The sequence below is a fragment of the Actinophytocola sp. genome (assembly GCF_036378875.1).
GTDB lineage: Bacteria > Actinomycetota > Actinomycetes > Mycobacteriales > Pseudonocardiaceae > Actinophytocola.
In genome coordinates this window covers 1-14443 of sequence record NZ_DASUVO010000156.1, presented here as the reverse complement: position 1 = coordinate 14443, position 14443 = coordinate 1, and the positions used below count along the sequence as shown (strand labels likewise).

General features: G+C 71.3%; 12 protein-coding genes and 1 pseudogene. 10 read left to right on the top strand and 3 right to left on the bottom strand.

Annotation, left to right across the window (positions count from 1 at the left end; all coding sequences use genetic code 11):
• Positions 1-46: 46 nt before the first annotated feature.
• Positions 47-2896: an AfsR/SARP family transcriptional regulator gene (locus tag VF106_RS43825; RefSeq protein WP_330845969.1), complete on the bottom strand. Its 2850-nt coding sequence runs from the start codon at positions 2894-2896 to the stop codon at positions 47-49.
• A gap of 238 nt (positions 2897-3134) precedes the next feature.
• Here VF106_RS43825 and VF106_RS43820 point away from each other — a divergent pair, with 238 nt between their 5' ends.
• From VF106_RS43820 to VF106_RS43785, 8 genes are all read left to right on the top strand, one after another.
• A complete protein-coding gene (locus tag VF106_RS43820) occupies positions 3135-4040 on the top strand; it encodes an NAD-dependent epimerase/dehydratase family protein (RefSeq protein WP_330845968.1) in 906 nt (301 codons plus the stop codon).
• Between the two features lie 108 nt (positions 4041-4148).
• Positions 4149-5390, top strand: coding sequence for a class I SAM-dependent methyltransferase (locus VF106_RS43815; protein ID WP_330845967.1), 1242 nt, complete (start codon positions 4149-4151; stop codon positions 5388-5390).
• Entirely contained in the window at positions 5377-6363 is a 987-nt protein-coding gene (locus tag VF106_RS43810; protein WP_330845966.1) for a BadF/BadG/BcrA/BcrD ATPase family protein, read from the top strand. The genes VF106_RS43815 and VF106_RS43810 overlap by 14 nt, the downstream gene beginning before the upstream one ends.
• Before the next feature lie 50 nt (positions 6364-6413).
• Complete coding sequence (locus VF106_RS43805) at positions 6414-7043, top strand: HAD-IA family hydrolase (RefSeq protein WP_330845965.1); 630 nt, start codon at positions 6414-6416, stop codon at positions 7041-7043.
• A 17-nt stretch (positions 7044-7060) separates the two neighbouring features.
• Positions 7061-8260 (top strand): glycosyltransferase, encoded by a 1200-nt coding sequence (locus VF106_RS43800; protein WP_330845964.1) that lies wholly within the window; start codon positions 7061-7063, stop codon positions 8258-8260.
• Between the two features lie 42 nt (positions 8261-8302).
• Positions 8303-8809, top strand: coding sequence for a cupin domain-containing protein (locus tag VF106_RS43795; protein WP_330845963.1), 507 nt, complete (start codon positions 8303-8305; stop codon positions 8807-8809).
• A 4-nt stretch (positions 8810-8813) separates the two neighbouring features.
• The gene (locus tag VF106_RS43790; protein ID WP_330845962.1) at positions 8814-9938 is read left to right on the top strand and encodes a DegT/DnrJ/EryC1/StrS family aminotransferase; all 1125 of its coding nucleotides are present in this window, start codon (positions 8814-8816) and stop codon (positions 9936-9938) included.
• Positions 9935-11095, top strand: a complete 1161-nt coding sequence (locus tag VF106_RS43785) for an MFS transporter (protein WP_330845961.1) — start codon at positions 9935-9937, stop codon at positions 11093-11095. The genes VF106_RS43790 and VF106_RS43785 overlap by 4 nt, the downstream gene beginning before the upstream one ends.
• 76 nt (positions 11096-11171) lie before the next feature.
• On the opposite strand, the gene VF106_RS43780 is transcribed toward VF106_RS43785, so the two are convergent.
• Positions 11172-11834 (bottom strand): response regulator, encoded by a 663-nt coding sequence (locus tag VF106_RS43780; protein ID WP_330845960.1) that lies wholly within the window; start codon positions 11832-11834, stop codon positions 11172-11174.
• Positions 11831-13036 carry a sensor histidine kinase gene (locus VF106_RS43775; RefSeq protein WP_330845959.1) on the bottom strand — a complete coding sequence of 402 codons (1206 nt, stop codon included), beginning with the start codon at positions 13034-13036 and terminating at the stop codon, positions 11831-11833. The genes VF106_RS43780 and VF106_RS43775 overlap by 4 nt, the downstream gene beginning before the upstream one ends.
• A gap of 131 nt (positions 13037-13167) precedes the next feature.
• Here VF106_RS43775 and VF106_RS43770 point away from each other — a divergent pair, with 131 nt between their 5' ends.
• Both VF106_RS43770 and VF106_RS43765 read left to right on the top strand, forming a co-directional pair.
• Positions 13168-14076: an ABC transporter ATP-binding protein gene (locus VF106_RS43770; RefSeq protein WP_330845958.1), complete on the top strand. Its 909-nt coding sequence runs from the start codon at positions 13168-13170 to the stop codon at positions 14074-14076.
• Positions 14073-14443, top strand: a pseudogene (locus VF106_RS43765) (ABC transporter permease); the annotation flags it as partial. The gene VF106_RS43770 and the pseudogene VF106_RS43765, both read left to right, overlap by 4 nt.

Genomic DNA, 14443 nt, shown 5'->3' with positions numbered 1-14443 from the left:
CCTGTGCCGCTTGGCCGGGCGCCAACCGGGACGTGCGCGCACAAACTCACTGTGCTGCCCCAACTCCTGGAGTCACTCCTGACCTGACCCACGCGTCACCAGTCGGGTGGTCGAGCTCGCTGAGGATGGTCTTGGCGTGCTGCCAGGCGGCGTCGGCGGCGTCGGCGTCGCCGACCGCACAGTGGATGTTGCCGAGATGAGTGAGCGTGTCGGCTTCGTTGTAGCGGTCGCCGAGCCGGCGGAAGAGGTCCAGTGCGTGTTGGTAGCAGGTGGCGGCGTGCTCGTGGGCGCCGAGGTGGTGGTGGGCGTGGCCGAGGCTGTCCCATGTGTGGGCCTCGCCGGCGCGGTCGCCGAGTGCCTGATGCAGGACAAGAGCCTGCTCGCACCAGATGAGGGCCTGGTGGTGGTCGTCGAGCTGGGCATGACACCAGCCGACCTGGTTGAGAGCCCTTGCTTGCCCGTCCTGGTGGCCGGCCGCCCGGAACAGGTCGAGGGCCTGCATGGCGTGGCCGAGCGCCTCGGTGTGGCGACCCTGCCGCTCGAACAGCCACCCGAAGTCGAGGTGTGTGTGGGCCCGTCCGACACGGTCGCCGAGCTGGTCGAACAGGTCGAGGGCCAGCCGCAGGTGAGTGTGGGCGTCGGCGAAACGACCCAGCCGGACATCGGCGCCGGCCAGGCTGCCGTGGGCCCGGGCCTGGGCGGGCCGGTCGGCCAGCCGCCGCGCGGCGCCTACGGCGGCGTGCTGGGTGGCGGCCAGGTCGTGCCAGCGCCCCTGCCGCTCGAGAAAGGTCGCGAGGGCCCACGCCAACTGGCAGGTGTCGGTGTCGGCGGCCAGTTCGATCACGGCCAGGAGCGTGGGGTGCTCGACGGTGAACCAGGCCAGTGCCTGCCCGAGGTCGGTGAGATGCGCGGCGGTGACTCCGGTCTCGGCCGCGGTCGGGGTGATCGGCTGGGCACGATGCGGGTGGAGCAGCAGGGCCGCGGCGTGGGCGGTGTGCAGGTAGTGGTCGAGCAGCCGTCGCCGGGCCCTCCGCAACTGGCTGTCGCTGCCGTGGGTGTGGGCTTGTTCGGTCGCGTAGACGCGCAGCAGGTCGTGGAAGGTGTACCGGCCGGGGGCGTGTTCGGTGAGCAGGTTGGCCCGGGTCAGCTCGGCCAGCAACACCCGCACCGTTCGGACCGGGACACCGGCGAGGCTGGCCGCGGCCGCTGTCCCGATGTCCGCGCCGACGTGCAGGCCCAACAGGCGGAACAGCCGGGCGGCGGTTGTGCTCAACGCGCCGTACGACCAGGAGAACACGGCCCGGATGTCGGTGGCCGCGTCACCGCCGTGAAGAGCGTCCAGCGCACTGGTGACGTCGCGTAGCTGCGTTACCAGCGTGGCGAGCCGGAAGCCGGGGTGAGTGGCGGCCCGGGCGGCGACGACGGCCAGTGCCAGCGGCAACCGCGCGCATCCGGCGATGATCGCCTCTACCGCGGCGGGTTCGTTCGCGACCCGTTCCGGTCCGAGCCGGCGGGCCAGCAGGTCCCGTGCCTCGGACTGCGATGGCAGGCCCAGCACCAGTGGGTGAGCGCCTTCGACGGCGACCAGCGGGGTGAGCTGGTGGCGGCTGGTCACCACGACCAGGCAGCCGGGAGAACCGGGCAGCAGCGGACGGACCTGCTCGACGTCGCCGGCGTTGTCCAGCACCACCAGCACCCTCTTGCCGGCCAACACACTGCGGTACAGGCCGGTCAACGTGTCGCGATCGGCCGGAAGCCCCGCCACCGGCACCCCGAAGGCATCCAGGAACCCCCGCAACACGTCGGCCGGATCCAGCGCCGCCCCGGCCGGGTCGAACCCACGCAGGTTCACATACAGCTGCCCGTCCGGAAACTGTGCGGCCACCCGGTGCGCCCAGTACACGACCAACGCCGTCTTGCCCACCCCGGCGGTCCCGGACACCGCCGAGATCACCACGCCCGCCGGCCCGGCCTGCCCAGGCAGAACCGCGTCCAGACCGGTCAGTTCGCTGCGGCGGCCGGCGAAGGCCCGCACCGCCGGCGGCAGTTGCGCCGGCCGGGCGGCCGGGACGCCGCCCGCTTTGGCGGTACGGGTGGGGAGCAGGCGGGAGTCCTGGGCCAGGACCTGCCGTTGAATCTCGATCAACCTGGGTGACGGCTCCAGGCCGGACTCCTCGGAGAGCACCTCGCGGGCCCGCTGGAACGCCCGCAGCGCGTCGGCCTGACGCCCGGCCTGGTACAGGGCCGTCATCAGCTGGCCCCACAGTCGCTCGTGTCCGGGATGCCGTGTGATCAGCCCCTCCAACTCCGCGATCAGCACCTCGCCCATCCCGGTCGCCAGGTCCGCTTCGATCCGGTCCTGTACGGCGGTCAGGCGAAGCCGGTCCAGCCGCTCGCCTTCGGCCTGGAGTGCTGCGACGTGGGCGAACTCGCCGTAGGCCTCGCCGCGCCACAACTCCAGCGCGGCGGTCAACCGCTCGGCCGCACGCGCCGGATGCCCGGCGTCGAGGGCCTGCCGCCCGGCGGTGGCCAGTCGTTCGAACCGTGCCGCGTCCACCGTGTCCGGATCCGGTCGCAGCGCATACCCGGGTGGGCGAGTCACGATCAGGTCCTCCGCCCCCATGCCCGCATCGGCCCGCAGCGTCTTGCGCAGCCTGGACACATACGTGCGCGTCGTCCGGGCGGCGTCCGACGGAGCGTGCGTCCCCCACAACCCCTCCACCAACGCCGCCACACTCACCGCACGGCCGGCATTGGCCCCCAGCAACGCCAGCACGACGCGCAGCTGGGGGCCGCCGAGGTCCGCGAGAACCCGGCCACCCACGGCGACCTCCAACGGGCCGAGCACCCCGAACGTCCACGCACTGCCTGCCGCACCCCACTTCGCCTCTGCCAAGGTCCAGCACCACCCCGCCCTACCCCGTCGAACCATGCGCTACTGACATGAGCCACGGCCACGATGTCCAGATACATCAAGACATCCGACCGAACCGGCCGTGCCGCCGCCCCGACCACCCGCGGTGTCACCCAGTTGTCGACGGGTTGTGGACGGCCCGTGCCACGGTCGTGACCACACGAGCCACGCCTTCCGGCGGTCGTACGGGGGAATCCATGTTGTTAGGAAGAGGGGAACGATGCGTGTACTTGTCACCGGGGGTGCCGGCTACGTCGGTTCCGTGCTGGTCCCCATGCTGCTCGACGACGGGCACTTCGTCCGGGTGATAGACCCCGTCAGAGCCGGCAGGCCCGGTCTGCTGTCGTGCTGCACGCACCAGCGTTTCGACATGGTGCGGCGGGACATGTCCGACGAGGGCACCCTCTCGGTCGCCATGGCCGACGTCGACGCCGTGGTCCACCTCGCGGCGATCGTGGGCCAGCCCGCGTGCGAGCGTGAACCGGCGCACGCATGGGCCACGAACGTGGAGTGCACCCGCCTGCTGCTCGAGCTGCGCGGGAACCACCAGCGGGTGGTGTTCGCGTCCACGGGGAGCGTCTACGGGAAGGTGCTGGACGCGGTGTGTACCGAACAGACGGAGCTCACCCCGCTGACGCTGTACGGCCGTGCCAAGGCAGCGGCGGAGGAGTTGGTGCTGGCGGCCGGCAACAGCGTCGTCTACCGGTACGCCACCGCGTTCGGGGTGAGCCCCAGCATGCGCTTCGACCTGCTCGTCAACGACTTCGTGCACCAGGCCGTCCATCGCGGCAACCTGGTCGTCTACCAGGGGCAGTCCCGACGGACACTGGTCCACGTCCGCGACATGGCGCGCTCCATCGTGTTCGCGCTGAGGAACTGGGACGTCGTCGCCGATGACGTCTACAACGTCGGCAACGAGGCGCTGAACCTGTCGAAGGCGGACATCGTCCACGCCGTCCGCAGGCGCGTCAACTGCTACCTGCATTTCGCCGACTTCGCCGAGGACCCGGATCAGCGCGACTACTCGGTGTCCTACGAGAAGTTGCGCGCGAAGGGCTTCACGGCCGACGTCGACCTCGAGTCCGGGCTCGCCGAACTCGTCTCGGCCGCCAGTCTCGTCGCCTGACGCCGATCGTCCTGTACGCACCGACCGCGACTGGGGAGGACACCGGTGGACCTGCCGGCCAACGAAATTCAGAACTGCAGAACCTGCGGAAAGCGCGCCCTGCGGGAAGTGCTCGACCTGGGGAACCTCGCCGTGGCCGACTTCGCGGACGACGCGGAGCCGCTCCTGGCCCCGCTCGTCCTCGCGATCTGCGACCCGGGCGAGGGTGGCTGCGCGTTCGTGCAGCTCAAACACCGCGGCGTCGACCCTTCCCTGCTGTACAGCCAGTACTGGTACCGGTCCGGAACCAACGAGTCCATGCGTGCGGCACTGGCCGACATCACCGCCAGGGCCGGATCCGCCGTTCCGCTGCGGGCGGATGACGTCGTCCTCGACATCGGCGCCAACGACGGCACACTGCTGCGGACCTACGGCCGTGGGGACCTGCGGCTGGTGGGCTTCGAGCCGGCGCGCAACCTGCAGCAGGAGGCGGCGGCCGGCACCGACCTGGTCGTGCCGGAACTCTTCAGCGCCGAGGGGTTCCGGCGGCACCTGGGGCCGTCGGTGCGCGCCAAGGTGGTCACGTCCATCGCGATGTTCTACGACCTCGAACGCCCCCATGACTTCGTGCGCGACATCGCCTCGGTCCTGGCCCCCGACGGGCTCTGGGTCGTGCAGATGGCCTACCTGCCAACCATGCTCGCCGGAAACAACTTCGACAACATCTGCCACGAACACGTCGGGTACTACTCGCTGGACGTGATGGACCGGCTGGTCCGGGCGCACGGCCTGCGGATACGGGACGTCGAGCGCAACGACGTCAACGGCGGCAGCTTCCGGCTCTACGTCCAGCACGACGGCCACGACGCGCCGTGGCCGTTTTCCGGCGGAGCGGAACGCGTCGCGGCACTGGCGCGGGCCGAGCAGGACATGGGGCTGGGTGACGTGCGGACATACCAGGAGTTCGCGTCCCGGATCGCCGGGATCCGGGACGCGGTGCGCGTGTTCGTCCTCGGCGAGCTGGCGGCAGGCCGTGTTCTCCACGTCTACGGCGCGTCCACGAAGGGCAACACGATCCTGCAGTACTTCGGCCTCGACCACCGGCACTTCACGGCGGCGGCGGAACGCAACCGGGACAAGTGGGGCCTGCGGACCGTGGGCACGGACATCCTGATCGTGTCCGAAGAGGGTTCCCGGGCGCTTCGACCAGACCACTACTTCGTCCTGCCGTGGCACTTCCGGGCCAGCTTCATGGCGCGGGAGCGGGACTTCCTCGAGTCCGGCGGGGCCATGATCTTCCCGCTCCCCGAACCCTCGGTGGTCCGGTTGGTCGACGGGCACGTCGAGGAGACCCCCCTTGGCAAGGAGTAGTCGGCCGCCGGCCGTCTACGGCGTCGACGCGGGTGGCACGACGACCCGGGTCGCGATCGAGGTGCCCGGCCGTCCCGCGGTGCGGCGGGAGCTCGGTTCGGTCAGTCCGGCCGTGGCAGGAAAGGCCGTCCTCCGCCACCGCTTGCGCGAGGTCTTCACCGTCATCGCCGACGCGGCCAGGGGACACGAGCTGGTGGGCTGGATCGCCGGGGCGGGGATCGTGGCGCCGAGCGCGGCCGCCGAACTGTTCTCGATCACCGCACTGCTGCCGCCGCGATCGCGGGTGACCGCGGTGTCCAACGACGCGGTCCCGATGCTCGTCGCACCTCCGCTCGCGGGCCGCGGGGCCGTGGTGGTGGCCGGCACCGGCAGCGGGTTCCTCGGCGGCAACGGGGACACCGTGGTGCAGGTGGGCGGCCACGAGTACCTCGGGGCCGACCAGGGCAGTGCGTTCGACATCGGCCTGTGCGGCCTGCGGGCGGCACTGCGGGCACGCGACGGCACCGGCCCGCCGTCCGCGCTCGCCGACGCGCTGTCCTGGCGGATGGGTGTGGACGTCGCCGCCCAGGCAAGGCGCATGGCCGCCCTGCCGTTTCCCAAACAGGCCGTGGCCGGCCTGGCCCCCGTGGTGCTGGGCTGCTGGCTCGACGGTGACGAGGTCGCGGCGGACGTGGTGGGCGCCGCGGTGGACGCACTGGCCGCGGGGGCCGCCCGGGTGCGCGAGCTGTCGGGCCTGACCGCCACTGACGGCACGGTCGTCACCGGCGGTCTCGTCACCGGCTTGCCGGAGTTCGCGGCGGCCGTCCGCGCCGCGGTCGAGCACCGGTGCGGCAGACACCCGGTCGTCGTCCTCACCGATCCCGTCGCGGCGGTACTGTCCTGCGCTCGCAGGGTCGCCGAGTCCGGCGAGCGGGCCGCGTTGGCCGACGCCTACCGCGGCCAGCACGTCTGGCTGGTCGGTGCCTCGTGCTAGAGCTCCGGGTGTCGGACGGGCCGGTTCGGCACACCATCTCCTGCGCAGCCGTGCTCTTCGACATGGACGGCACGTTGCTCGACTCGGCCGAGTGCGTGCGCCGGGTGTGGTCGGACTGGGGTGACGGCCACGGATTCGACGTCGACGAGCTGATGGGGCTCTCGCACGGCCGCCGCAACGACGAGGTCGTCCGGCTCGTGGCGCCGTGGCTCGATGTGGCGGGCGAACTGGCCCGGCTCGCCAGTGCGGAGGAGGACTGCCGGGACGGCATCGCGGCCGTCCCGGGGGCGCGGCGGCTGCTCGCCCAACTCGGCGCCGCGCGCTGGGCGGTGGTGACCTCGGCGTGGCGGCGGCTGGCGCGGATCCGGCTCGGCGCCGCCGGCCTGGAGCTCCCGCCGGTCCTCGTCACCGCGGACGACGTCGAGCGCGGCAAGCCGGACCCCGAGGGCTACCTCCAGGCCGCCGCGCGGTTGGGGTGCCGGCCCACCGCCTGCGTCGTGGTGGAGGACGCCCCGGCCGGGGTGGCCGCCGCGCGTGCGGCGGGGATGCGGGTCGTGGGCGTGACCACGACCGTCGGGCGCGACCGACTCGGGTGCGAGTGGTGCGTCGAAGACCTGCGGGCGCTCACCGCCCGCGTGGTCGGCGGCGACCCGGCCGTCGTGCCGGGAAGAGCTCACTGACGTGGGGAGGACTGTTCATGGACATCGGTGGCACGAATGACGTGCGGCCACGCGTGCTCGTCGTCTCGCACGACATGCTGTGGCCGCCCGTGGGCGGCGGCCGGATGCGTTGCGAGATCCTGGTGCGGCACGCGTTGCGAGAGGCACGCGTCGACCTGGTCGTCGTCGCGCCGGCCGACGACGTCGCCCGGCACAGGGACGCGGTACCCGACCTCCCTGGCCTGACGACCCACGTCTTCGTCGACGAGTCACCGCCCGGCCCGACGCCGGACCGGGCGTCGCGGGCCGCGGCCGCGCACATCGAGCGGCTTACCGGGGACGGTGACCCCGTCGACGCGGTGCACGTCGAGGGGCACTATCTCGTGCGCCTGGTCCCCCTGAGGTTGCACGGCCGCACGATCCTGGTCGACCACAACGTCGAGTCCCAGCTGGTGGCGCAGCGCGCCAGCACGGGTGAACCCGTGCCGGACAGCCGGATCAGGGAGATCGAGCGGCACGAGGGGTGGGCGTGGCGGCAGGCGGGCGCGGTCGTCGCGCTCAGCCCCGAGGACGCCGACGAGATGCACCGTCGGGAGCCGACCGTCGTGCCACACCTGATCCCGAACGGCTGGGACCACCTGCCCGAGGCCCCTCCTCGGCCACCGGACGACGGATGTCTGACCGCCCCGCGGTTGCTGTTCGTCGCCGACTACGACTACCCGCCCAACCGGGACGCGCTCGGCTGGCTGGTCGACGAGGTCTTCCCGCTCATCCAGGCAGGGGTGCCTGGTGCGCGGCTGCGGCTCGTCGGGGTCAACGTGGGGGCGGCCCTGGCCCGGTCGGTCGCCGAACGGGCCGGTGTCGACGTCGTCGGGTACGTCGACGACCTCCCGGCCGAACTGGACCGGGCCGACGTCGTCCTGTGTCCGTTGCGCATCGGCGGCGGCGTGAAGGTCAAGGTGATCGAGGCGATCCGCCGGTCGTGCCTGCTGGTGTCGACGACGGTCGGTGGGATCCGCGGCATCCCCGAGCCACTGCGCTCGGCGGTCTGTTTCGCCGACGACGCCACGACGTTCGCCGGTCACGTCGTCCGGCTGTGCGTGGATCCCGCCGAGCGGCGGCGCAGGCGGGCCGTGCTCGCGGCCAACCAGTGGGCCGCACCCACATGGGAGGAGTCGTCGCGGCGGACCATCCGGCTGTGGTCGACGACCTCCGCGCGTGCGCGCCGTCTCAGCTGATCACCAGCTCTGATCAACAGCGAAACCGACAGGAGTGGTCAAGTGGACAGGGTGTCGACGGGAACGGCGGACCGCGCCAGGGGCATCGCGGAACCGGTGCCCCCGGACGTGCCGCACGAGTGTGGCACGCCGGAGGTGGTGACGACGGGCATCAGGATGCTCCCGTTCCGTGAGATCAAGAACGTGGTCAAGCGATGGGGCCAGGAGAGGTGGTTGCACGAGCTGGACAGCCCGTTCGGCTTCAAGGTGGTGCGCATCCTCGCCGGCCGCCGGACCAGCCTGCAGTACCACGAACGCAAGCGGGAGACCTACTTCATCCTCGACGGCGACGCGGTCCTCCACTACCGCGCGAGCATCGACTCCCCGGACGAGGAGATCCCCTTCCCGGCGGGTTCGGTCGCCCACGTGGACCCCGGCGCCATCCACCGGGTCGCGGCGGTGACGGACGTGGTCCTCGTCGAGGCGTCGACCTGTGACGACGGCAGCGACAACGTCCGCGTCGAGGACGACTACGGGCGCGTCGACGGCCGGATCACCGAGGAGCACTGACGAGATGCGCGACTACAAGGTCCCCAAGTACAACTACGCCGCGCAGTTCCGGGCGCTGCGGGACGGCCTCGTGCCCGAGATCGAGCGCCTCCTGCTGGACGGGCGGTACGTGCTCGGTCCGCCCACCGAGGAGTTCGAGCGGGCCTTCGCCCACTTCCTCGGCGGTGTCGGGGTGGCCGGCCTCAACTCCGGCACCGATGCCCTTGTGCTCGCCCTGGACGCCGTCGGGGTGCGTGCCGGGGACGAGGTCGTGACCGTGGCGAACACGTTCCACGCCACGGCACTGGCGGCGGCGCGGCTCGGCGCGACCCCGGTCTTCGTCGACTGCCGCGAGAGCGACTTCCTCGTCGACCTGGACCAGGTGCCCGCGGCGCTGGGGCCGAGGACCCGGGCAGTGGTGGTCGTCCACCTGTTCGGGCAGGCGGTCGACGTCGAGCGCGCGATCGGTATCTGCGCTGCCGGCGGTGTCACCCTGGTCGAGGACTGCGCTCAGGCCGTCGGCGCCCGTTCGGGCGGCCACCGAGTGGGCACCCGCTCCAGCGCGGGGTGTTGGAGCTTCTCGCCGGCCAAGAACCTCGCCGCGGCCGGCGACGCCGGTGCGATCAGCACGCCCGACCCGGAGGTGGCCCGTCGAGTGGCGCTGCTGCGCCACTTCGGCCAACCGCGCCAGAACGAGCACGAGATCCTGGGCTACAACTCCCGTCTCGACGCGATCCAGGCGCTGGTGCTCAGCCACAAGCTGGACATGGTGGACGACTGGAGCCGGGCGCGCGGAGAAGTGGCTGCCCGGTACCGCGCCGAACTGTCCGGTCTGCCACTGCGTTTCCAGGAGGGCGCCGCGCCGGAGGAGCACGTGTACCACCTTTTCCAGGTCCGCACCGAGAGCGAACGCGTGCGGGACGCGCTGGTCGACCACCTGCAGGACCACGGCATCGACGCGGTGGTCCGGTACCCGGTGCCGCTGCACCTCCAACCGGCCTTCGCCGACCTGGGGCTGCGCCGTGGCCGGTTCCCGGTCGCCGAGAAGCTCGCGGTGGAAACGTTGTGCCTCCCGATCCGCCCGGACCTGGACGAGGGCGACATCTCCTACGTCTGCGAGACGGTGCGCGGGTTCTACGGCACACCGTGACGGCCGATCGGACCCGCGTCGGGGTGATCGCCGGTCGACGCGTGCGGGAGGCCGGTGGTGGGGCGACGGAGTTGTCGGCGTTCCTGCTGTTCGCGTTGCTCGGCGTGGGAGAAGCCAGTCTCGGTCCCCTTCTCCCTGTGTTCAGGCAGGAGTTCGACCTGCCGGCATCATCGTTGGCACTGCTGGTCAGTGCGTTCTTCGCGGGCGCGCTGACCGGCACGGTGGTCGTCGGCGCACTGCCGGGAGCGCGCCTCACCCGCGCGGCGGTGCTTGGCATGCTGGTGACGGCGGCCGCCGGGGTGTCGGGCATCGCCGTCGCCCCCGGGTGGTGGGGCAAGGTCGTCGCCGCGGCCGTGTTCGGGTTGGGACTTGGCGCACTGACGCTGTGTGTGAACACCTACTTCGCGGGGCAGCCCGGCCGCCGCGGCTTCGTCCGGGTAAACCTGGCCAACGCGGCGTTCGGCGTCGGTGCGCTGGCCGGCCCGGCCATCACCGGACTGTGCCTGCCCGACGCCTACCCGGTGGAGTTCCTTGTCCTGGCAGTGGTTCTGGTCGCGGTCGTGCCGGTGACGGGCATCGCACCGTCCCTGACCCCGCGGGCCACTGCCTCCCCGGGGAGGACAGGCGTCGCGGTCCCGTTCTGCGCGTTGCTGTTCTGCTACGCGGCCCTGGAGTCGAGCGTGGCGACATGGGAGCCGACACACCTGGTGGTGGAGGGCCATTCGCCACGCGCGGCAGCCGTGCTGAGCGCGTTGTTCTGGGCAGGGCTGGCAACGGGCCGACTCGTGATCCCGGCGCTGGCACGGCGCGCGTCACCGGACCGGGTGGTCACCTGGTGTCTGACTGGCGGGCTGGGAGCCCTGGCCGTCGCGATGATCCCGGGCCTCACACCGGCGGGCTACGCCCTGGCAGGTCTGGCCGCCGGCCCCGTCCTGCCCACGTGCCTGGCATGGTTGTCCGCCACGGCGTCCAATCCTCGCCGTGCCTGCGCCGCGGGCGTGGCGTGCGCGATGCTCGGCAGCACCGCCGCGCCACTTGCCGTGGGAACGGTCATCACCCTCGCCGGCCCGCACCTGATCGTCCCCACACTGGCCGGATGCACCCTGGCAGCCTTGGTGGCGACGTCCTGGGCCCGTCGAACCACGCGAACAGGATGAGCCCAACCGGATCCGCATCAGCTCGCACCAACGGTGGGACTGTGTTCGGGTAGGCCGTGTCGGTGAATGTTGGCGTTTATCGGGTTGTTGTCACGAGTCCCGTTTCGTAGGCGAGGATCACGAGTTGCACGCGGTCGCGGGCGCTGAGTTTGGACAGCAGTCGGGTCATGTAGGTCTTGGCGGTGGCGACGCTGATGGACAGTTCGTGGGCGATCTCGGTGTTGGACAGGCCTTTGCCGACCAGGGTCAGGACTTCGCGTTCCCGGTCGGTGATGCCGGTGAGCTGTGCCTGTGGTGGGGGTGTCGATGTGGGGCGGTTGACGAATTCGGTGATCAGTCGGCGGGTGACGCTGGGGGCGATGAGGGCGTCTCCGGTGGCGACGGTGCGGACGGCGGCGAGGATGTCGTCGAGGGCCATGGCTTTGACGAGGAATCCGGATGCGCCGGCGTGTAGCGCGCTGTAGACGTACTCGTCGTCGTCGAAGGTGGTCAGGACGACTACCCGTGTGGCGGCGCGGGTGCCGGTGGTGATCTGCCGGGTGGCTTCGATGCCGTCCGTGCCGGGCATCCGGATGTCCATCACCACGACGTCGGGGGCGAGTTCTGTGGTCAGCCGGACCGCTTCGACGCCGTCCGCGGCTTCGCCGACGACCTCGAGATCGTCGGCGTCGGTGATCACCATCTCGAGTGCGGTGCGGACCAGGGGTTGGTCGTCGGCGAGCAGGACACGGATGGTCATCCGGCCTCCGCGGGTATCGGCAGCCGGGCGGTGACCAGAAAGCCGCCCGCCGGATGTGGCGCGGCGGTGAGGTCACCGTGCAGCAGGGCTACTCGCTCGCGCATGCCGGCCAGCCCGTAGCCGGTGCCAGTGCCATTGCCGGTGCTGGCGCCGTTCCCGCGGTCGCGAATCTCGATGGCGAGTTCGTCGACGTGGTAGCCGATGCTTACCTGGCAGGTATCGGCACCTGAGTGCCTCACGGTGTTGGTCACCGATTCCTGGATGATCCGGAATGCCGCCAGGTCGATGTCGACGGGCAGTGGGCGGCGTGTGCCCTTCCACCACACCCGCACGTGGACGTGCGACGACGCTGTGGTCGTGGCGGCGAGTTGTTCGACGTCGGCCAGGCCGGCCGCGGGTCGCAACGGCGCGTGGTCGTGGTCGGTCTCGCGCAGCGTGCCGAGCATGTGCTGCAGTCCGGACAGTGTCTCGCGGCCCGTCTTCTCCACGGTGCGCATCGCTTCGCGGGCGCGGTCTGGCTGGGTCTGCGCGACCCGGACCGCGGCGCCGGCCTGCAGGGCAATGATGCCGATGCTGTGGGCGACCGTGTCGTGCATCTCGCGGGCGATGCGCAGCCGTTCGGCGGTGACCGCCTGCGCGGCGGCCTGGGCGTGCCGTTGCTGGGTGTGGGCCCGGGCCTGGGACGTCGAGTTGCCGATGAGCCAGGCGATGGCCACGGTCAGGGCCAGAACTGCCTCGGGAGCGGTGTTGAGGTCGCCGCCGGTGATCAACCGCAGGACGAGGTAGCCGGCGAGGACGCCGAGCGTCCCGCCGGCCGCGGTGAGCGAGCCGCGTCGGGGCTGGGTGGCGGCGACGTAGCAGAGGGCGACATCGGTTGCCAGGAACTGGAACGGTGGAATCCCGTCCTGCCGCCAGGCCAGTGTGGACACGACCGTGGCGGCGATCACCAGCACGTACCCCACCGACGTCCGGCGGCGCAGCAGTGCGCCGCCGGCCACGACCAGCGCGGCGGCGAGGACGAGCAGCGCCCGGGCCTCGAACGAACCCAGACCGTCACGGGGATAGCTGAGCGAGTACTCGTCCCGCGGCGGCAGCACGACGTATTCCACGATGGGCTGCACCGCCGCCACGAACCACACCAGTGCCGTCCACAAGCCGGGCGGGATGCGCTTGAGCAGCGGCAGGCGGGGTGCGGCGGGCATGCCGCGATCGTAAAGGTGTGATCGTGACCGGGCATCGGTCCGTGGTTGTACAACCAGGGCTGGTGCCGCCCGGCAAAGTGTCAGCGGCGGTCCGACGACGAGCAGGCCCGCTCACCGCCACCGTTGTCGCCGTGATCGAAGTCAACGAACTCACCAAGCGATATGGCGCCACCACGGCCGTCGACAACCTGACCTTCACCGTGCGGCCCGGTCTGGTGACCGGGTTCCTCGGGCCCAACGGCGCCGGTAGGAGCACCACGCTGCGCATGATCCTGGGCCTGCACGCGCCCACCAGCGGCACGGTCACCGTCGACGGTCGCCCCTTCCGGACCCGGTCCCGCGGCCTGCGTCACGTCGGTTCGCTCCTGGACGCACACGATGTGCACGGCGGGCATACCGCGATAGCCCATCTGTCCGCCCTGGCCCGCGGCAACCGGATCCCGCGGAGCCGGGTGACGGAGGTACTGGCGGAGGTTGGTCTCGCCTCTGCCGCGCGACGCCGCATCGGCGGTTTCTCCCTCGGCATGAAACAGCGGCTGGGCATCGCCACCGCGTTGCTCGGCGACCCGCCGGTGCTGCTGTTCGACGAACCACTCAACGGCCTGGATCCCGAGGGCGTGAAGTGGGTGCGCGACCTGTTCCGGCGGCTCGCCGCGCAGGGCCGCACCGTGTTCGTCTCCAGCCATCTGATGTCGGAGATGGAACACACCGCCCACCAGCTCGTGGTCATCGGCCGTGGCGTGCTGATCGCCGCGGAGAGTCTCGCGGAGTTCTCGGCCCGTGGCACCCGGCGAAGCGTCACGGTCGGCACACCGGCAGCGCCCGTCCTGAAGGACCTGCTGACGGCAGCGGGCGCGGCGGTCCACACCGAAGGCGACCTGCTCACCGTGACCGGCCTGACCGCGGCCCGGGTCAGTGAGATCGCCCAGCAGCACCGCATCCCGCTGCACCGCCTCGACGCCCGGTCCGCCTCGCTGGAAGAGGCGTTCATGGAACTCACCGCCGACAGCGTCCAGTACCCCGCAGGAGAACCCCGATGACCACGACCAACACCACCCCGGCGAACGTGTCCATCGAACCCCGCGCGCGTTTTCGCGACCTGGCCGCCGCCGAGTGGATCAAACTTCGGTCCCTGCGCTCCACCTGGATCGCCTACGGCGCCACAGGTCTGACCGTCATCGGGTTGAACACCGCCATCGCCTACGACACCTACAGCCACTGGAAACAGGACGCCGCCGACCGCGCCGACTTCATCCGAGACGGGATACCCCTGTTGGAGGCGTTCACCTCCAACAGCGCGCTGATCATGATGCTCGCCCTCGGCACGCTCGGTGCCCTCGTGATCATCAGTGAGTACAGCACCGGCACCATCCGCCCGACCCTCGCGGCCGTCCCGGCCCGACGGTC

Bases quoted from the DNA above. Each gene is read 5' to 3' on its own strand.
- VF106_RS43820 (WP_330845968.1), top strand. From the start codon at position 3,135: ATGCGTGTACTTGTCACCGGGGGTGCCGGCTACGTCGGTTCCGTGCTG.
- VF106_RS43800 (WP_330845964.1), top strand. From the start codon at position 7,061: ATGGACATCGGTGGCACGAATGACGTGCGGCCACGCGTGCTCGTCGTC.
- VF106_RS43790 (WP_330845962.1), top strand. From the start codon at position 8,814: ATGCGCGACTACAAGGTCCCCAAGTACAACTACGCCGCGCAGTTCCGG.
- VF106_RS43780 (WP_330845960.1), bottom strand. From the start codon at position 11,834: ATGACCATCCGTGTCCTGCTCGCCGACGACCAACCCCTGGTCCGCACC.
- VF106_RS43775 (WP_330845959.1), bottom strand. From the start codon at position 13,036: ATGCCCGCCGCACCCCGCCTGCCGCTGCTCAAGCGCATCCCGCCCGGC.